Origin of the sequence: Sphingomonas suaedae (assembly GCF_007833215.1) — a bacterium.
Classification (GTDB): Bacteria; Pseudomonadota; Alphaproteobacteria; order Sphingomonadales; family Sphingomonadaceae; genus Sphingomonas; species Sphingomonas suaedae.
Genome location: NZ_CP042239.1, coordinates 1,310,700 through 1,327,815, shown reverse-complemented (window position 1 = coordinate 1,327,815; position 17,116 = coordinate 1,310,700). Strand labels below are relative to the sequence as shown.

Genomic DNA, 17,116 nt, shown 5'->3' with positions numbered 1-17,116 from the left:
CAACGCGATCGGTCGCGCGGCGCGCGCCTCTCACTCGGACAGGAAGACGACGCCCGGTATCGCGACCCCGCGCGCCGGATCGCCGAGCCGGCCGTCGGACAGGATGCGCAGGACCGCGACATTCCCCGATCGCTCGTTGGCGACGAGTATTTCCCGGCGATCTTCGCGCAGCAAGAACAGGCGCGGCCAGTGCCCGCCGCAATGGACATGCTGGAGCAGTGTCAGGTCGCCGTCGCGCGCAATCGCGAACACCGCGATGCTGTCATGTCCGCGGTTGGACAGATAGAGTCGCGTTCCTGCGCGGTTGACCGCGATATGGGCGCCGGACGAGGCATCGTCGAACCCGGCGGGCAGGGTTGAGAGGGTCTCGCCCGCCATAAAGCCGCCGTCTGGATTTGCGCTCAGGACGGTGACCGTATTCGCCAGTTCGGCCAGCAGATAGGCGACCGGGAGGCGCGGGTGCCAGGCGAGGTGGCGCGGCCCCGACCCGGGCGTGGCGCGATAGGCGACCATGCTCGCCGTGACGCGCCGCGATGCAAGATCGACGCGATGGGCGAACACCGCATCCGCGCCGAGATCGACCGCGTGCAGCAATCGCCCACCCTGAGCGAACCCAACCCAATGGGCGTGCGGCTCGCCTTGCCGGGGCTGGTTGGGACCGCTGCCCGAGTGGAGGATCGTCTGCGCTTCGCCGATCGGCAGCCCAGTCCTGCGATCAAGGCGCCACAGGGTGATGCTGCCACTTGAATAATTGGCCACGGCGAGTGCGTCGCCGTCGGGGCTGAGCGCGGCATGGCATGGGTCCGCGCCGAGCGTCGGAAAAGTGCCGAGCGCCTTCATCTCCCGATCATAGATGCCGAGCGCGCCTTCCTTTTGCTCGTCGAGCAGATAGCGCACCCGCCCGTCTTGCGATGCCACGCCGAACGAAGTGTTGCGGATCGCGCCTATTGGAGTTCCTGCCGCCCAACCATCGGAAGTGGCGATCATTGGAACCAGTCCCGGTCCCTTGCCGCTGGCATAGGTGCCGGCAATCAGGCGATCGGTCTCGCGGGTCACGGCCATCGCCGGGCTGCTGGCGAGGGCGAGCGTGCCAGCGAGAAAGCTACGGCGGGACGGGGCGAGCGGGGGAAAAGTCATAGCCGCTTGAAAGCGGTCCGCGAGCGCCCCGTCAACGGCGCTGATGGCGCATATCGACCCTCGGCAACGCATGGCGGGCTGCTCACGGACCCGCTGGCGACGCGACGCGTTGCGCGGTAGGGTCACGGAAGCAGGGCGTACGCCCGTTGCCACGACCCGCGCGCAGTGCCTGGAGACCTCACCGCATGACGACCCCCTCCGACCCGACTAGCAGCGCCTTTCCGACCGTCGGGCGGGTTGCCACGATCACCGTCACGATCCTCGCGATCATCGGCTTTGCCTGGATGCTGCTCGAACTGTCTGGCTTTCTCATGCTGGTCTTCGCATCGCTGGTATTGGCGGCGATTTTCGGTGTGATCACTCAGGCGGTCGGCCGGTGGACCGGTATCGGACGCGGCCCGGCGCTGGGAATCTCCGTCCTCCTGATCCTCGGGGTGTTCGGCGGTGCGTTCACGTTGTTCGGCTCGCAACTTGCCGGGGAGTTCGACACGATCCGGGAGAGCATTCCGCCGGCGATCGATCAGGTCCGGGCCTTTCTGGAACGCGCGGGATTGAGCGAGTCGGTACGCGACATGGTCGAGCAGGGGAGCAGCGACGTGTCGCGCCTCGCCAGCCAGGCCGGCGGCTATGTCCTGACGGCGACCAACGGAATCGCCAACCTCGTCCTGGTGTTCGTGGCCGCGATCTTCCTTGCCAGCGATCCGGCGGTGTATCGCCGCGGGCTGTTGCTGCTGATGCCCCGCCGTGCCGAGCCGACCATCGCGGCGGCGCTGGACGATGCGTCGCGGGGCCTGCGCGGCTGGATGGTCGGACAGGCGGTCTCGTCGCTGGTGGTCGCGGCCTTTACCTGGGCGGGGCTTGCGTTGCTCGGCGTGCCGGCGTCAGGCGGGCTGGGCCTGATCGCGGGGCTGCTCGATGTGATTCCGATGATCGGCCCGATCATCGCCGGGGTACCTGCGGTCCTGCTCGCCTTCACAGTATCTCCGATCACCGCGTTGTGGACTGTCGTGCTGTTCCTGGTCATTCAGCAGATTCAGGGCAATTTCCTGCAGCCGATGATCCAGAAGCAGGCGGTCGACGTACCTCCTGCGATCCTGCTGTTCGCGGTGGTCGCGGCGGGGCTGCTGTTCGGCTTTCTCGGCGTTCTTCTTGCCGCCCCGCTGACCGTCGTGATCTACGTTCTGGTGCAGCGCATCTATGTCCGCACCCTGCTGGGCAAGGACATCCAGATCGCTGGCCAGGTCGAGGACGCCAGCTAAGCGTCGATGCTGATCCCAAGCGACGCGTTGACCAGCCCGCCATCGACCACCAGCGTGTCGCCAACGACATAGTCGCTCGCGCGGCTGGCGAGGAAGATCGCGGCACCGGCCATGTCCTCCGGCGTGCCGATGCGGCGCATGGGGATGCGCTTGGCCACTTCGTCCCCGTGGTCGCGGGCGGCGCGGTTCATCTCGCTGGCAAAGGCGCCGGGGGCAAGGCTGGTGACGATGATCCCGTCGCGGATCAGCCGCGCGGCCATCCGCTTGGTGAGGTAGATCAGCGCCGCTTTCGATGCGTGATAGCTGTAGGTTTCCCAGGGATTGAGCCGCAGCCCGTCGATCGAGGTGATGTTGATCACTTTTGACGGCGCTTCATGGCTCGCCCGCGCCTTGAGCAAATCGTGCAGCGCCTGCGTCAGGAAGAAGGGCGATTTGACGTTGAGGTCCATGACCTTGTCCCAGCCGCTCTCGGGGAATTCGGTGAACTCGACGCCCCAGGCCGCACCGGCATTGTTGACGAGGATGTCGAGATGGTCCTCCCGCTCGGCCATGGCGGCGGCGAGTGCCTTGCACCCCTCGACGGTCGACACGTCCATCGGGAGGGGGATGCAGTTCGGGCCGAGTTCGGCTGCGGTCTCCTCACAGGCCGGAGCCTTGCGCGAGGAGATATAGACCTTGGCGCCCTGGGCGATGAAGCCTTCGGCGATCATCTTGCCGATGCCGCGGCTGCCGCCGGTGACGAGGGCGGTCTTGCCGGTGAGGTCGAAGAATTTGCTGGTGTCCATCTCAATCTCCCTTTGCTCAGCCGCCGCGCTTCAACGTTTCTCTCGCGATAATCAGCTTCTGGATCTCGCTGGTGCCTTCGTAGATGCGGAACAGGCGGACGTCGCGGTAGAGCCGCTCGATCCCGTAATCGGCGATATAGCCTGCGCCGCCGAAAATCTGCACCGCGCGGTCGGCGACGCGGCCGACCATTTCGGTGGCGAACAACTTCGCCGCAGCGCTTTCCATCACGACATCCTTGCCGGCATCTTTCGCGGCGGCGGTTTCGAGTACCAGCGCGCGGGCGGCCAGCGCCTCGGTCTTGCTGTCGGCGATCATCGCCTGGATCAGTTGATGCTCGGCGATCGGTTTGCCGAATTGCTTGCGCTCGCTGGCATAGGCGACGCAGTCGGCGATGAGGCGTTCGGCGACACCTACGCTGACCGCGCTGATGTGTAGGCGGCCGCGGTCGAGGACGCGCATCGCGATCTTGAAGCCTTCGCCCTCTGCGCCCAGCCGATTGGCGGCGGGGACGGGGACATCGTCGAAGTTGACGTCGGCGACCTTCGCGCCCTTTTGCCCCATTTTCTTCTCGGGTTCCCCGATGGTGACGCCGGGCAGGCCGCGGGGGACGAGGAAGGCGGAGACGCCGCGCGCGCCGGGTTCGTCGCCGGTGCGGGCCATAACGGTGAACAGTGACGCCTTGTCGGCGTTGGTGATGTAGCGTTTGGTACCGGAGAGGCGATAGACGTCGCCATCACGCACTGCGCGGGTCTTTACCGCGCCGCTGTCGCTGCCAACATCGGGTTCGGTCAGCGCAAAGCTGGTGACGATCTCGCCGCTCGCGATTTTCGGCAGCCACTCTGCCTTTTGCTCGGGGGTCCCGGCCATGACCAGGCCCTGGCTGCCGATTCCGACATTAGTGCCGAAGGTCGAGCGGAAGGCCGGGGTGGTGCGCCCGAGTTCGAGCGCGACGCGACATTCCTCAACCATCGTCAGGCCAAGCCCGCCATAGTCCTCGGCGATCGACAGACCGAACAAGCCCATTGCCTTCATTTCGTCGACGATATGCTGCGGGATCGCGTCGGCCTCCTCGACCTCCGCCTCGAGCGGGCGCAGCCGTTCGGCGACGAAGCGGCGTACCATGTCGATCAATGCGTCGAACGTCTCGGCGTCGATGCTCATATCTGGCGATCCTGCTCCATACCCTGTTTTCGAATCGAGGGATTAGCAGCGTGAAATGACGGACGCAAATGCCCGCCGGAACCGGTCCGGCGGGCATCGTTCCTCCCCAGGAAGGCGGGACCGCGTCAGCCGAGGCGGCCGAGGCGGTGATAGAGGTTGGCGAACTGAACCGACCGGGGATCGTCGGCGATCTTGCGGGTGTAATCGGCAACCGCCTCCTTGAGCAGGGCGAAGTCGGCGGTCGAGAAGACCGGGCGGGCGGTCGCGGGTTCGGGGGTCTTCATGGGCTTGCTCCTGTAAATCATCGTGCATTCTGTATGACTCTCGAATAGCGATCCTGACAATTTTGATCCGTTGTCAGCCTGGTCATGGTGTAGATCACGGGTGACAGCGCGTTGGATGGTATGTAAATAATTGACACAACGAATAGTTCGCACATATCGGGAACGAGGGCTGTAGGACATGGCGGAGCGCAAATTGTTCGCGGGACATGCTGTGCGGCGGTTGCGGCGCGGGCAGGGGCTGACCCAGGCGGCGATGGCCGAGATGCTGGGCATTTCGGCGAGCTATCTCAACCTGGTCGAGCGCAACCAGCGGCCCTTGTCGGCGACGTTGATGCTGGCGCTGGCCGAAACGTTCGACTTCGACCCGCGCAGCCTGTCCGCCGGAGAGCCGGGCGGAGGCGAGGAGGCGATGCGGCGACGGCTGGCTGATCCGCTGTTCGCCGATATCGAGATCGACCGGACCGAACTGACCGAATGGCTGGCGGGCGCGCCCGGCGGGGCGGAGGCGTTCGCGCGCGCCTATGACCGGATCGGGACCGGTGGCGTCGCGGCGGCGGGGGAGGGCGAGGACCCCGGCACGGCCGTGCGGCGCGAAGTGGAGCGGTGGCGCAACCATTTCGCCGATCTGGACGCGGCGGCCGAGACGCTCGCGGACGAACTGCGCATCGCATCGAGCGACCCGTTCGGTGCGATGGCCGAGCGGCTGCGCGTCAAACATCAGCTGGCGATCCGGGTGCTGCCGATCGAGGTGCTGTCGGGGCTTCGCGTGCGGCTGGACCTCCATGCCCGGCAATTGCAGCTGTCCGAGGCACTCGATCCGCCGAGCCGCGTATTCGCGCTCGCCCGCCAGCTTGCTAGCGAGGCGCGCGGCGAGATCGAGGCGCTGGTGCGCGGGGCGGGTTTTGCCGACCGCGTGGCGGAGCGGCTCTATCGCCGTCACCTGTCAGGCTATTTCGCTGCGGCGGTGATGATGCCCTATGCCCGCTTCCTGCGCGCGTGCGAGGCGACGGGCTATGACCTGGAACTGCTGCGCCGCCGCTTTGGCGCGAGCGCGGAACAGGTGGCGCATCGCCTGACGACGCTCCAGCGGGTGGGCGCGCGGGGGCTGCCGTTCTTCATGCTGCGGGTCGATCGAGCGGGGCAGGTATCGAAGCGCTTTGCCGGGGCGAGCGGGTCGCCATTGGTCGAATCCGCAGTGCCCTGTCCGTTGCTCGATGCCTATGCGGCGTTCGCGCGGCCCGACGAGCGGATCGTGCAGCTGGTCGAACTGGAGGACGGGTCACGCTGGTTCACCAGTTCGCGCTGCGTCGCGCCGCCGGGTGGCTGGGCGGGCGCAGTGCGGGCGCGCTTTGTCGTCACGCTGGGGCTGGCGGCGCAGGCCGCGACCGGGCTGGCAGCGGCGCGCGGCCTCGATTTCGGGGGGGAGGCGATTCCGGTGGGTCTGGGCTGCCGCGCCTGCACCCGCGAATGCCCGCAGCGCAGCGCGCCGCCGACCGGTCGCGCGATGCTGATCAACGAGCGCGAGGCGGGGGTTTCGCCTTTCGGTTTTGCAGGAGACTGAAGCGCAAGCATGTTTTCGGAAACCAAGGGTTTCTTCGCGCTTGCAACATCGTTTGACACACTTTTGCGACAAATTGGTTGGAATGCTTGTCCTTTCCCCCGGGTATCCGTAGCGCGTTGATCCACATGCGAATGATTTTCACTTTGGCGGTTTCGGCCGTGATGCTTGCGGCGTGCGGCGGCGGCGATGCCGCGCAGAAAAAGGGCCGCGAGGCGCCGCTCGTCACGCTGGCGGCGGTGCAGCCGACCCGTTTCGTCGAACGGATCGACGCGGTGGGCACCGCGCGGGCGAACGAGCAGGTGACTCTGACCGCGCCCGTCACCGAGCGCATTCTGCGCCTCAATTTCGAGGATGGCGCCTATGTCAGCAAGGGGCAGGTGATCGCGGTGCTCGCGCAGGGGCAGGAGAGCGCGCAGCTCGCCCAGGCCAATGCCCGCGCGCGCGAGGCGCAGCAACAGCTCGATCGGCTGGAGCAGCTGCGCGAGCGGGGCTTTGCCACCCGCAGTGCTGTCGATGCGCAACAGGCGCTCGCGAGCCAGGCAACCGGCCAGGCGGCCGAGGCGCGCGCGTCGATCGGCGACCGGGTGATCCGCGCCCCGTTCGGCGGCTGGGTATCGCTGCGCAATATTTCCGCAGGCGCGGTGGTGAGCGCCGGAACCGAGATCGCGACGGTCAGCGATGTCAGCCGGATCAAGCTCGACTTTGCGGTGCCGGAGACGCTGCTCGGTCAGATCAAGCCGGGGCAGGCAATCGTCGCCACCGCCGCCGCTTATCCCGATCAGCCGTTCCGCGGCACCATCGCGACGATCGATCCGGTGCTGAACCCACAAACGCGCGCAGCAACGGTGCGGGCGATACTCGCCAATGGCGACCGCAAGCTGAAACCCGGCATGTTGCTGACGGTCGCGATCGAAGCGGAGGCGCGCACCTCGCTCGCCGTTCCCGAACTGGCGGTCGTGGGTGAGGGCGAGCGCAGCTTTGTCTTCACCGCGCAGGACGGCAAGGCGAAGCGCGTGCAGGTCCGCACCGGACTGCGCCAGAACGGCATGGTCGAGATCGTCGATGGGCTGGCCCCGGGGACGCGGGTGGTGACCGAGGGCGTGGTCAAGATCGCCGATGGTCAGGAGATCCGCACCGGCGGCTCCGGCAACGCGACGCCCAAGGCCGCGGCCAAGACCGGCGGCAAGGCGGGCTGATGCTGCTTTCGGATGTTTCCGTCCGCCGGCCCGTCTTTGCGGCGGTGATGGCGATCCTGCTGACGATCGTTGGCGTGGTCGGGTTTCTGAGCCTGTCGGTACGCGAATATCCGGACACCGATCCCCCAATCGTCTCGGTCGAGACCGCCTATACCGGCGCCGCAGCGACAGTGATCGAGGCGCGGATCACCCAGCCGATCGAGGAGGCGCTGTCGGGCATCGAGGGCATCCAGACGATCACCTCGCGCTCGCGCGACGGCGTCTCGGATATCTCGATCGAATTCCGCCCCGGACGCGACATCGACGCGGCGGCGAACGATGTACGCGACCGGGTGGGCAGCGTGGTCGAGGATCTGCCCGAGGAAGCGATCGCGCCCGAAGTGCGCAAGGTCGACGCCGATGCGTCGCCGATCCTGTTCCTTGTGATCTCCCGCCCCGGCTGGTCCAACCTGCAGCTGTCCGATTATGTCGACCGCAATCTGGTCGACCGGTTCAGCACATTGGACGGTGTGGCGCGCGTGTTCATCGGCGGCGATTCGCGACCGTCGATGCGGGTGTGGCTGGATGCGACCAAGCTGGCGGCGTTGCAGCTTACTCCGGCGGATGTCGAAACCGCGCTGCGCTCGCAGAATGTCGAACTGCCCGCCGGGCGGCTTGAATCACAGCAGCAGAACCGCACGTTGCGCGTCGATCGCCCCTTTGCGAGCCCCGAGAGCTTCCGCAATCTGGTGGTGGGGCGCGGGTCCGACGGCTATCTGGTGCGGCTGGGCGATGTGGCGCGGGTCGAGACCGGCGCGGAAAACCCCTATAATTCCTTCCGTACCAATGGTGAGTCCGGCGTCGCGCTGGGCATCGTGCGGCAATCGGGCGCCAACACTCTGGAGGTCGCTGCGCGCGCCAAGCAGGTCGCTGCCGAAATGGCCGATCAGTTGCCCGATGGCATGACGATCGAGGTCGGATCGGATGATTCGCTGTTCATCGACCGGGCAATCGAGAAGGTGTGGCAGACGCTGGCCGAGGCGGCGGTACTGGTGGTGCTGGTGATCTTCCTGTTCCTCGGCTCGTGGCGCGCGACGCTGATTCCCGCGGTGACGGTGCCGATCTGTCTGCTCGGCGCGTTCGCCGTGCTGTGGCTTGCCGGCTTTTCGATCAACCTGCTGACGCTGCTCGCGCTGGTGCTGGCGATCGGCCTCGTCGTCGACGACGCGATCGTGGTGCTCGAAAATGTCTATCACCGGATCGAGGAAGGCGAGACCCCGCTTGTTGCCGCGTTCCAGGGGACGCGGCAGGTTGGATTTGCGGTCATGTCGACCACGATGGTGGTGTGCGCGGTGTTCGTGCCGATCTGCTTCCTTGCCGGACAGACGGGGCTGCTGTTCCGCGAACTCGCCGTCGCGATGATCGGTGCGATCGCCTTTTCCGGCTTCCTCGCGCTCAGCCTGACGCCGATGCTGTGCTCGAAGATGCTGCGCAAGCAGGAGCGCGGGCGCTTCACCGGATGGATCGACGACAGGTTCCAGCGGCTCGAAAATTTTTACGCGCGCTGGCTGAGCAAGGCGATCGACAAGCCGCTGATCCCGCTGATCGGCGTGCTCGCATTCCTGACTGCTGCGGGCGCGAGTTTTGCGACGCTTCAGGCCGAACTCGTTCCCGCCGAGGATCAGGGCATCGCGCAGGTCACGATCAGCGCGCCCGAAGGCACCAGCTACGAACAGATGGAACGCTATATCGCGTCGACCGAGAGCAAGCTGCTCCCGCTGCTGGACGAGGGCGTGGTGCGGACGATCATCACCCGCGCGCCGGGCAATTTCGGCGGCGGCGACGATTTCAACAGCGGATTGTTCATCTTCTTTCTCAAGCCATGGGAGGAGCGCGAGGCGACGACGCAGGACATCGCCGCGCAGGTCAACCGCATCCTTGCCGACGAACCTGCGGTGCGCGGCAATGCGCAGGTGCGGTCAGCACTGTCGCGCGGACGCGGACAGCCGATCAATTTCGTGCTGGCGGGGCCGACCTATGAGGGGCTGGTCGCCGCGCGTGACCGTATCCTCGCGGCGGCGGCGGATAATCCGGGGATCATCAACCTCGATTCCGATTACAAGGAAACCAAGCCGCAGCTTCGCATCGATGTCGATACGACGCGCGCGGGCGATCTGGGCGTGTCGGTGGATGATGTGAGTCAGGCGTTGCAGACGCTGTTGGGCTCACGCCGCGTCTCCACCTATGTCGATCGGGGCGAGGAATATCGCGTGATCGTGCAGGCGGACGATGACGGGCGCTCGACGCTCGCGAACCTCGCCCAGATCCATGTCCGCGCGCGCGACGGATCGCTGATCCCGCTGTCGAACCTGGTGACGACGCGCGAGGCGTCCGGCCCGCGCGACCTCGGCCGCTACAACAAGCTGCGCGCGATCACGCTGTCTGGCGGGATCGCGCCGGGCTATTCGCTGGGCGAGGCGCTGACCTTCCTCGAGGAACAGGCGGCGCAGGCGCCCGAAGTCGTGGCGGTGGGCTATCGCGGCGAGAGCCAGGCGTTCAAGGAAACCGGCGGGTCGATCCTGCTGGTCTTCGGCCTGACGATCCTGGTCGTGTATCTGATCCTGGCGGCGCAGTTCGAGAGCTTCGTCCATCCCGGCGTAATCATCATGACCGTGCCGCTGGCGGTGGCGGGCGGGCTGCTCGGCCTGTTCTTTTTCGGCAAGACGCTCAACCTCTACAGTCAGATCGGTATCGTCATGCTCGTCGGGCTCGCGGCGAAGAACGGCATCCTGATCGTCGAATTCGCCAATCAGCTGCGCGACGAGGGGAAGAGCATTGCCGAGGCGATCCGCATCGCCTCCGCCCGCCGCCTGCGCGCGATCCTGATGACGTCGATCGCGACGGCGGCGGGCGCGGTGCCGCTGATGCTGGCGAGCGGGGCGGGGGCGGGCGCGCGCTCGGCGATCGGCGTGGTGATCGTGTTCGGGGTGATGCTGGCGACGTTCATCACATTGTTCCTGATCCCGATCCTGTATAGTAGGCTTGCCAAGTGGACCGGTTCGCCCCAAGCGGTGAGCCGCGAACTCGAAGCGGCCATGGGGGCGCCGCAACCGGCGGAGTGACCGCCGGAAACGGGCCGGAAACGGATTGAGGAGCGGCGATGGAAATTGCGTCCAAGGGGCAGTTGCGGTTGGCGTTCCTGAGATGGGCGGTGGTGACCGTTCCGTTCATCCTGTTGCTTGGCTTCACCTCGGCACGCATTGCGCCGACCGGGTCCGAGAATGTCTGGTACCAGATGCTGGAGAAGCCCGAGCTGACCCCGCCCGACTGGGCGTTTCCGGTGGCGTGGACGACGATCTATGTCCTGATGGGCCTGGCGCTGGCGATGATCATCAACGCGCGCGGATCGAAGCTGCGCGGCCCGGCGCTGGTGCTGTTCGCGGTGCAGATGGCCGCGAACCTCGTCTGGTCGCCGCTGTTCTTCGGCGCGCATCAGGTGTTCTGGGCGTTCGTGCTGATCGGCGTGATCCTGGTGCTGGCTCTCGCGACGACCATTGCGTTCGGGCGGATCCGCACCGGCGCGGCGATCCTGATGCTGCCTTATCTCGCCTGGCTCTGCTTCGCGGGATATCTCTGCTATCAGATCGACCAGCTCAATCCCAATGCGGAGACCCTTGTCCCGGCGCAGTCGGCGCCCCAGATGAGTATCTGAGGAGCACAACATGCAGAGCGACAACCGCATTTTCGACGATTTCGTAAAGGTTCTGAACGGCGCGGCCGGCACCATGGCGGGCATGGCCCGTGAGGGCGAGGCGGCGGCGCGCGAGCGGTTCAAGACCTTTGTCGGCGGGATGGATTTCGTCGCGCGGGACGAGTTCGAGGCGGTGAAGGCGATGGCTGCTGCGGCGCGCGACGAGAATGACGCGCTGCGCACGCGGATCGAGGCGCTGGAGGCGAAGCTCGCCGGGGCGGTCCCCGCTCAGCCCGCAGCTGCGAAGGCGACAAAGCCGAAAAAGAGTGCTCCGGGCACCTGAATCGCGCTTTTTCCACATCTATTTCGACCGCATTAACGTTAAGCGGCTTGTGCGCTGCGGCGTCGCTTGGCACCCATGCGCCAGGCAAGGGCCGGGCGGAGGACGACCGGAATGCTCGACGAGAGCGAATATGAGCGCGACGACGATGCCGCGCCGATCGACATGCTGGAAAGCTATTACGCGGCGCATGGCTGGAGCCATACGCGCGAGGACGATGAGGTCGTCGCGCGCGTCAAGGGCAGCTGGACCGAATATGAGTTGCGCGCGATCTGGCGCGAGGATGATGGCGTGCTCCAGTTCCTCGCCTTCCCCGACGTGCGCGTCGCGGACGAGCGGCGCAGCGACATTTACGAGACGATCGCGCTGGTCAACGAACAGTTGTGGGTCGGCCATTTCGAGCTCTGGTCGTCGAGCGGAATCCTGCTCTATCGCCACGCGGCGATGATCCCGGGCGAGGATGGCGGATCGATCACGCTGCAGCATACCGAATTGCTGGTCGAAAGCGCGATCGACGAATGCGAGCGCTTCTACCCGGTGTTCCAGTTCGTGCTGTGGGGCGGCAAGACTCCGCGCGAGGCGATCGCCGCAGCGCTGATCGAGACGCAGGGCGAGGCTTAGGACTCTAACGCGTTCTTAAAAGCGAGCGGTTAGCTGGGGTCCCATGACCAGCGCCGCTCAGGATCGTCACGACGAAGCACCGGGACCGGGAGGCGAAACGGTTCACGGAGAGGTCACTCGCCGCCGCTGGCGGAAGCAGTGGCTTGCATTTTCGTTGCTGCTCCTGTTCGGCCTTCTCGCGCTGTTTCAATGGTGGATCGAACGCCCTTCGCTCACTCTGGGTGGACAGGCTGTCGATCTGAACCTGCCAATCGATCTGATCAGCCATGCCGGCGCCGGGCTCCCGGTCGCAACCTACAGCAATTCAGTTGAGGCGCTCGATCTCGCGGTCGCACGCGGGCATCGCGCGATCGAGATCGATCTTCACGAGACGCGTGACGGCCACCTGATTGCCGCCCATGACTGGGACGAGACCTATCGCGAACTCCATCCGGCATCGTTGCCGGGGTTGTTCCTGCGCCCGCTCATAGGGGTCGCCGCGCCAAGCCATTCCGAGTTCATAGCGGAGCGGATGCGAGGCGGGCTGACCCCGCTGGATGCGGCCCATCTGGCGGCATGGCTAAAGGCGCATCCGGCGGTGTCGATCGTGACCGATGCGAAGGGAGACAATCTGACGACGCTGCGGACGCTCCTTGCGCTGGGCATTCGCCAGGAACAGATCATTCCGCAAATCTATTCCCGGGGCGAACTCGCCGCAGTGCGTCGCCTGGGCTTTGGGCGGGTCATCTATACCTTGTATCGCGACATCGGAATTCCGCTACAGGAGGTCGCCGAATTCGCGCGCGCAAATGGCGTTGCGGTGACGATTCACGATGCGCGCGCGTCCCCGGCGGCCATCGCATTATTCCGGCGGCGTCAGGTGCCGCTTTACGTGCATACCGTCAACGATCCGGAGCGCGCGAGAATCTTGGCTGACTGGGGCGTGACGGGGGTCTATACCGATTTCCTGTACTGATCCTCCGGCCGAAGGCCATAGTGACTGCACGACAATGGATCCGATCATCACCGCATTCGCGAGCGCTCCCGACCGCGGTAGAGGGTTGGCACGCGATTTTCGCGTTCGCTGGGCGCTCGAAGAGCTGGGGCAGGCCTATCAAGTGCGGCTGCTTTCCTTTGCGGCACTGAAGGAACCTGGGCATCGCGAATTGCAGCCCTTCGGCCAGATTCCGACGCTCGAAGTCGATGACGTGGCGGTGTTCGAGACCGGGGCGATCATCCTGCATCTCGCCCAGCGGCACCCCGGCCTGTTACCTGTCGGCACGGCGGCGCGCGCCCGCGCGCTGAGCTGGATGTTCGCGGCGGTGAGTACGATCGAGCCGCCAATCGTCGAGCGATCGATGGCGGCGATGTTGGAGCGGGACAAGCCCTGGTTCGCCGAGCGTATGCCGATGCTCGACGAGCGGATCCACCGGCGGCTGGACGAACTGGCGGCACATCTGGGCGGTTCGGAGTGGCTGGATGGAGCGTTCAGCGCAGGCGATCTGATGGTCGTGGATGTCATGCGTCGGTTAAGCGGATCGGGACTGCTCGAGGCGCATCCCAGCGTGGCGGCCTATATTGCCAGGGCCGAGGCCCGGCCGGCGTTCCAGCGTGCCTTCGAGGCCCAGCGGGCGGTGTTCGAGGCACGCGGAGCCTGACCTGCGCGCAACCGAGCGGAGTGTTTCGGACTTGACCGTCGGCCCGGCTTCTTCTTCGTGGGACGACATGCGGGTCGAAACCCGTCGAGCGATGACGAACGGAGCGTAAGCGTGATGACGGCCCCGAAAACCCTCTGGCTGATCGGCTGCGGCACTATGGCCGGCGCAATGCTGCGGCGGTGGATCGCGGCGGGGGCGGTGCGCGGGGCGGATGTGTTCGTGCTCAATCGCCGGGAGCAGGACCTGCCCGAGGGTGCGACGCAGGGGCGGGCGCTGCCCGAGGGGGCTTTGCCCGACGCAGTGATGCTGGGGGTGAAGCCACAGCAACTGGACGGGATTGCCGGACAGGTCGCGACGCGGATTGCAGGCGTACCGTTGCTCGTCTCGATTCTGGCGGGCGTCGAGGAGGCGGCGCTGGCCGCACGGTTCGATGCGCGGGCGATCGTGCGGGCGATGCCCAACCTGCCGGTGGAAATCGGCAAGGGCGTTGTGGCGCTGCAGTCCGACAGCGCGGATGCCGCCGCCCGCGCCGCCGCGCAGACGCTGATGGCGCCGCTCGGCCTTGTCGAATGGGTCGATGCCGATCGCTTCGACGCGGTGACCGCGCTGGCGGGGAGCGGGCCTGCCTTCGTCTATCGCTTCATTGATGCGCTGGCGGCGGCGGGCGCGGCGATCGGCATTCCGGCGGACCAGGCGTTGCGGCTGGCGCGCGCGACGGTCGAGGGTGGAGCGCTTCTCGCAGCCGGGGCAGGGGACTCGCCCGCAGCGTTGGCCAATCAGGTGGCCAGCCCCGGCGGATCGACGCGCAAGGGACTGGATGTTCTGGATGATGGGGATGCACTTGTGCGGCTGCTGACCGAAACGCTTGCCGCGTCTGCGCGCCACAACATCGAAATGGCGGCAGCCGCCGCGCGTCGCTGAGCGGGAACGCCCTGCCTCGCCCGAACGTTGTCGCGCCAGATATTCCTTTCATGGAGGCGATGATGGCGACCAAGGCACAGAGCAGAGCGACGCAAGCAGACAATCAGCCCCGCGATAGCAAGGGCCGGTTCAAGGAAGAAGGTGGCTGGGGCGGCAGCTTCGGCAAGATTGCGGGCGCCACGGCAGCCGGGGCGGCACTGGGCGTATTGGCGATGCTGGGGCGCAAGGCGGCGGTCCAGTCGCCGACCGTGCTCGCCGGCGACTGGATGGACGGTCTGATCGCCGAGCATCAGGCGACGCTCAAGCTGCTCGACACGATCCAGGCGACCGACGACAGCGCGACGGCGCGGCGCAAGATGCTGTTGATGCAGCTCAAGCACGCGCTCGCCAAGCATGCGATCGAGGAAGAGAATGTGATCTATCCAGCGCTGCGCGAAGCGGGGAAGGTCGAGGCGGCCGATGAGCTCAACAAGGAGCATGGCTATGTGAAGCAGCATCTCTACGAGCTGGAAAACATGCCCGCCGCGAGCCCGCAATTCCTGGCGACGATCGCGAAACTGCGCGCTGAACTGGAAGAGCATATGGCGGACGAGGAGGAGCGGCTGTTCCCGCAGCTGCGCGCCAGCCTGTCCGACGAGAAGAACGCCACGCTGACCAAGGCGATGAACAAGGAAGGGTTCAAGGTCGCCTGAAGCCGATCGGCCCTCTCCTGCGCGGAGAGGGCCTTTTCATTTACCGAGATCGGAGATGCGCTTGCGTTCCGCCTCGGGAACCAGCCCTTCGAGCACGGCCCAGAAGCCACCAACCGCGCCCTGACCGGCGGAGCTGTACGCCGCCGCCATCTTGTCGCGCAGCGCGTCGAACAGTTCGGCCTCCAGCCTTGCGCCCTCCGGCGTCAATCGCAACAGGCGCTGGCGGCGATCCTCGCGGCCCGGGCGTGTCTCGATCAGCCCGCGTTCGGCGAGATCGCCCAGCACCCGGCCCAGCGACTGTTTGGTGATCGCGAGCAGCGCGATCAGCTCGCCCACCGTAATGTCGGGCTGACGCGCGATGAAATAGAGCGACCGGTGATGCGCCCGGCCGAGACCCTGCGCCGCCAGCCCCTCGTCGATCGAGCGCGTCAGATGGCTGTAGCCGAAATAGAGCAGCTCCACGCCGCGCCGGATTTCGGCTTCGCGCAGGAACAGCGGGGACGCAGTTGGGACAGCCATGTTGACCTGTTTTGCCATCGGCCTTAGGCGTGCGCAACGATAGATTCAGGAGATTGATGTGAGCAGTCCGACGTTTTACGTTGAAGCCAACCCGGCTCCTGTCGCGGCGAACGAGCGCACACGTCTGTTGGCCGACCCCGGTTTCGGCAAGCTGTTCACCGATCATATGGCGATGATCCGCTGGTCTGATGCGAAAGGCTGGCACGACGCGAAGATCACCGCGCGCGGGCCGCTGATGCTCGATCCCGCCACCGCCGTGCTGCATTATGCGCAAGAGATTTTCGAGGGGCTGAAGGCGTATCGACTCGCCGATGGCGGCATTGCGCTGTTTCGGCCCGAAGAGAATGCCCGCCGCTTTCGCGAGTCCGCACAGCGTATGGCGATGCCCGAACTGCCCGACGACCTGTTCATCGGATCGATCGAAGCGCTGGTAAAGGCCGATGCGAACTGGATCCCCGACCTGGAAGGCGGATCGCTGTATCTGCGCCCGTTCATGTTCGCGAGCGAGGTGTTCCTGGGCGTGAAGCCGGCCAGCGAATATCTCTACCTCGTCATCGCATCGCCCGCCGGCGCCTATTTCAAGGGCGGGGCAAAGGCGGTGACGATCTGGGTGTCCGATCACTATACGCGTGCCGCGCCGGGCGGCACCGGTGCCGCCAAGTGCGGCGGAAACTATGCCGCCAGCCTGGTCGCACAGGCGGAGGCGATCAGGGAAGGATGCGACCAGGTCGTGTTCCTCGACGCGGCCGAGCGCCGCTGGGTCGAGGAACTGGGCGGCATGAACCTGTTCTTCGTGTTCGACGATGGCAGCATCGTCACCCCGCCGCTGACCGGCACGATCCTGCCCGGGATTACGCGCGAGTCGATCATCTCGCTCGCCCGGGAGCAGGGGATCACCGTGCGCGAGCAAGCCTATGCGATCGACCAGTGGGAGGCCGATGCCAAGAGCGGCAGACTGGTCGAGACCTTCGCCTGCGGTACCGCGGCGGTGGTGACGCCGGTCGGCACGGTGAAGAGCCGCGACGGCGCGTTCACCATCGGCAGCGGCGGGCCGGGGCAGATCACCGAAGCGCTGAAGGCACGGCTGACCGCGATCCAGCGCGGCGAGGCGCCCGATCCGCATGGCTGGGTGCATCGGTTTGGTTGAGTGCGGCGGCACAGGCCCGCGTAGCGGCGGGATCCACTAAACCCTCTTTTCACATGCGGCGCGGCACTCTAAGGGCGTCGCTTCCGCGACTGTTGGGGCGTAGCCAAGCGGTAAGGCAGCGGTTTTTGGTACCGCCATGCGCTGGTTCGAATCCAGCCGCCCCAGCCATCGCGATGATCGCCGAC

Annotated in this window: 17 protein-coding genes and 1 tRNA gene; 13 read left to right on the top strand and 5 right to left on the bottom strand. The window is 66.1% G+C overall.

Annotated features, from left to right (window positions below):
- Positions 1-30 precede the first annotated feature (30 nt).
- Complete coding sequence (locus FPZ54_RS06355) at positions 31-1,137, bottom strand: lactonase family protein (RefSeq protein ID WP_145845822.1); 1,107 nt, start codon at positions 1,135-1,137, stop codon at positions 31-33.
- A 185-nt stretch (positions 1,138-1,322) separates the two neighbouring features.
- Here FPZ54_RS06355 and FPZ54_RS06350 point away from each other — a divergent pair, with 185 nt between their 5' ends.
- Positions 1,323-2,396 (top strand): AI-2E family transporter, encoded by a 1,074-nt coding sequence (locus FPZ54_RS06350; protein ID WP_145845820.1) that lies wholly within the window; start codon positions 1,323-1,325, stop codon positions 2,394-2,396.
- Here FPZ54_RS06350 and FPZ54_RS06345 read toward each other — a convergent pair.
- The 3 genes from FPZ54_RS06345 to FPZ54_RS19750 form a co-directional block, all read right to left on the bottom strand.
- On the bottom strand, positions 2,393-3,181 hold the full coding sequence (locus tag FPZ54_RS06345) for an SDR family oxidoreductase (RefSeq protein WP_145845818.1): 789 nt from the start codon (positions 3,179-3,181) through the stop codon (positions 2,393-2,395). The two genes, FPZ54_RS06350 and FPZ54_RS06345, sit on opposite strands and share 4 nt — an antisense overlap.
- Before the next feature lie 16 nt (positions 3,182-3,197).
- Positions 3,198-4,343 carry an acyl-CoA dehydrogenase family protein gene (locus tag FPZ54_RS06340; RefSeq protein WP_145845816.1) on the bottom strand — a complete coding sequence of 382 codons (1,146 nt, stop codon included), beginning with the start codon at positions 4,341-4,343 and terminating at the stop codon, positions 3,198-3,200.
- A gap of 125 nt (positions 4,344-4,468) precedes the next feature.
- A complete protein-coding gene (locus FPZ54_RS19750; protein WP_186456931.1) occupies positions 4,469-4,627 on the bottom strand; it encodes a hypothetical protein in 159 nt (52 codons plus the stop codon).
- 178 nt (positions 4,628-4,805) lie between these two features.
- Between FPZ54_RS19750 and FPZ54_RS06335 the strand changes: the two genes are divergently transcribed.
- The 10 genes from FPZ54_RS06335 (at position 4,806) to FPZ54_RS06290 (ending at position 15,265) form a co-directional block, all read left to right on the top strand.
- Positions 4,806-6,188, top strand: a complete 1,383-nt coding sequence (locus FPZ54_RS06335) for a helix-turn-helix domain-containing protein (protein WP_145845815.1) — start codon at positions 4,806-4,808, stop codon at positions 6,186-6,188.
- 125 nt (positions 6,189-6,313) lie between these two features.
- The gene (locus FPZ54_RS06330; RefSeq protein WP_145845813.1) at positions 6,314-7,384 is read left to right on the top strand and encodes an efflux RND transporter periplasmic adaptor subunit; all 1,071 of its coding nucleotides are present in this window, start codon (positions 6,314-6,316) and stop codon (positions 7,382-7,384) included.
- On the top strand, positions 7,384-10,485 hold the full coding sequence (locus FPZ54_RS06325; protein ID WP_145845812.1) for an efflux RND transporter permease subunit: 3,102 nt from the start codon (positions 7,384-7,386) through the stop codon (positions 10,483-10,485). The genes FPZ54_RS06330 and FPZ54_RS06325 overlap by 1 nt, the downstream gene beginning before the upstream one ends.
- Positions 10,486-10,523: 38 nt before the next feature.
- A complete protein-coding gene (locus FPZ54_RS06320) occupies positions 10,524-11,075 on the top strand; it encodes a TspO/MBR family protein (protein ID WP_145845811.1) in 552 nt (183 codons plus the stop codon).
- A 10-nt stretch (positions 11,076-11,085) separates the two neighbouring features.
- Positions 11,086-11,397, top strand: a complete 312-nt coding sequence (locus FPZ54_RS06315) for an accessory factor UbiK family protein (protein ID WP_145845809.1) — start codon at positions 11,086-11,088, stop codon at positions 11,395-11,397.
- 111 nt (positions 11,398-11,508) lie between these two features.
- Positions 11,509-12,015, top strand: a complete 507-nt coding sequence (locus FPZ54_RS06310) for a type III secretion system chaperone family protein (RefSeq protein WP_145845807.1) — start codon at positions 11,509-11,511, stop codon at positions 12,013-12,015.
- A gap of 43 nt (positions 12,016-12,058) precedes the next feature.
- Positions 12,059-12,970 (top strand): glycerophosphodiester phosphodiesterase family protein, encoded by a 912-nt coding sequence (locus tag FPZ54_RS06305; protein ID WP_145845806.1) that lies wholly within the window; start codon positions 12,059-12,061, stop codon positions 12,968-12,970.
- A 34-nt stretch (positions 12,971-13,004) separates the two neighbouring features.
- The gene (locus FPZ54_RS06300) at positions 13,005-13,652 is read left to right on the top strand and encodes a glutathione S-transferase family protein (protein WP_145845804.1); all 648 of its coding nucleotides are present in this window, start codon (positions 13,005-13,007) and stop codon (positions 13,650-13,652) included.
- 114 nt (positions 13,653-13,766) lie between these two features.
- Positions 13,767-14,573: a pyrroline-5-carboxylate reductase gene (gene proC / locus FPZ54_RS06295; protein WP_145845803.1), complete on the top strand. Its 807-nt coding sequence runs from the start codon at positions 13,767-13,769 to the stop codon at positions 14,571-14,573.
- A gap of 50 nt (positions 14,574-14,623) precedes the next feature.
- Entirely contained in the window at positions 14,624-15,265 is a 642-nt protein-coding gene (locus FPZ54_RS06290; RefSeq protein ID WP_239019738.1) for a hemerythrin domain-containing protein, read from the top strand.
- Positions 15,266-15,301: 36 nt separating this feature from the next.
- On the opposite strand, the gene FPZ54_RS06285 is transcribed toward FPZ54_RS06290, so the two are convergent.
- Positions 15,302-15,784 carry a MarR family winged helix-turn-helix transcriptional regulator gene (locus FPZ54_RS06285; RefSeq protein WP_145845799.1) on the bottom strand — a complete coding sequence of 161 codons (483 nt, stop codon included), beginning with the start codon at positions 15,782-15,784 and terminating at the stop codon, positions 15,302-15,304.
- A 58-nt stretch (positions 15,785-15,842) separates the two neighbouring features.
- On the opposite strand from FPZ54_RS06285, the gene FPZ54_RS06280 reads away from it, so the two are divergent.
- Together FPZ54_RS06280 and FPZ54_RS06275 are read left to right on the top strand one after the other, a co-directional pair.
- Positions 15,843-16,931 (top strand): branched-chain amino acid aminotransferase, encoded by a 1,089-nt coding sequence (locus tag FPZ54_RS06280; RefSeq protein WP_145845798.1) that lies wholly within the window; start codon positions 15,843-15,845, stop codon positions 16,929-16,931.
- A 93-nt stretch (positions 16,932-17,024) separates the two neighbouring features.
- Positions 17,025-17,099 (top strand) — tRNA-Gln (locus FPZ54_RS06275).
- Positions 17,100-17,116 lie beyond the last annotated feature (17 nt).

Bases quoted from the DNA above. Each gene is read 5' to 3' on its own strand.
- FPZ54_RS06305 (WP_145845806.1), top strand. From the start codon at position 12,059: ATGACCAGCGCCGCTCAGGATCGTCACGACGAAGCACCGGGACCGGGA.
- FPZ54_RS06340 (WP_145845816.1), bottom strand. From the start codon at position 4,343: ATGAGCATCGACGCCGAGACGTTCGACGCATTGATCGACATGGTACGC.
- FPZ54_RS06335 (WP_145845815.1), top strand. From the start codon at position 4,806: ATGGCGGAGCGCAAATTGTTCGCGGGACATGCTGTGCGGCGGTTGCGG.
- FPZ54_RS06310 (WP_145845807.1), top strand. From the start codon at position 11,509: ATGCTCGACGAGAGCGAATATGAGCGCGACGACGATGCCGCGCCGATC.
- FPZ54_RS06285 (WP_145845799.1), bottom strand. From the start codon at position 15,784: ATGGCTGTCCCAACTGCGTCCCCGCTGTTCCTGCGCGAAGCCGAAATC.
- FPZ54_RS06345 (WP_145845818.1), bottom strand. From the start codon at position 3,181: ATGGACACCAGCAAATTCTTCGACCTCACCGGCAAGACCGCCCTCGTC.
- FPZ54_RS06330 (WP_145845813.1), top strand. From the start codon at position 6,314: ATGCGAATGATTTTCACTTTGGCGGTTTCGGCCGTGATGCTTGCGGCG.
- FPZ54_RS06350 (WP_145845820.1), top strand. From the start codon at position 1,323: ATGACGACCCCCTCCGACCCGACTAGCAGCGCCTTTCCGACCGTCGGG.
- proC (WP_145845803.1), top strand. From the start codon at position 13,767: ATGACGGCCCCGAAAACCCTCTGGCTGATCGGCTGCGGCACTATGGCC.
- FPZ54_RS19750 (WP_186456931.1), bottom strand. From the start codon at position 4,627: ATGAAGACCCCCGAACCCGCGACCGCCCGCCCGGTCTTCTCGACCGCC.
- FPZ54_RS06320 (WP_145845811.1), top strand. From the start codon at position 10,524: ATGGAAATTGCGTCCAAGGGGCAGTTGCGGTTGGCGTTCCTGAGATGG.
- FPZ54_RS06315 (WP_145845809.1), top strand. From the start codon at position 11,086: ATGCAGAGCGACAACCGCATTTTCGACGATTTCGTAAAGGTTCTGAAC.
- FPZ54_RS06355 (WP_145845822.1), bottom strand. From the start codon at position 1,137: ATGACTTTTCCCCCGCTCGCCCCGTCCCGCCGTAGCTTTCTCGCTGGC.
- FPZ54_RS06325 (WP_145845812.1), top strand. From the start codon at position 7,384: ATGCTGCTTTCGGATGTTTCCGTCCGCCGGCCCGTCTTTGCGGCGGTG.
- FPZ54_RS06300 (WP_145845804.1), top strand. From the start codon at position 13,005: ATGGATCCGATCATCACCGCATTCGCGAGCGCTCCCGACCGCGGTAGA.
- FPZ54_RS06290 (WP_239019738.1), top strand. From the start codon at position 14,624: ATGGAGGCGATGATGGCGACCAAGGCACAGAGCAGAGCGACGCAAGCA.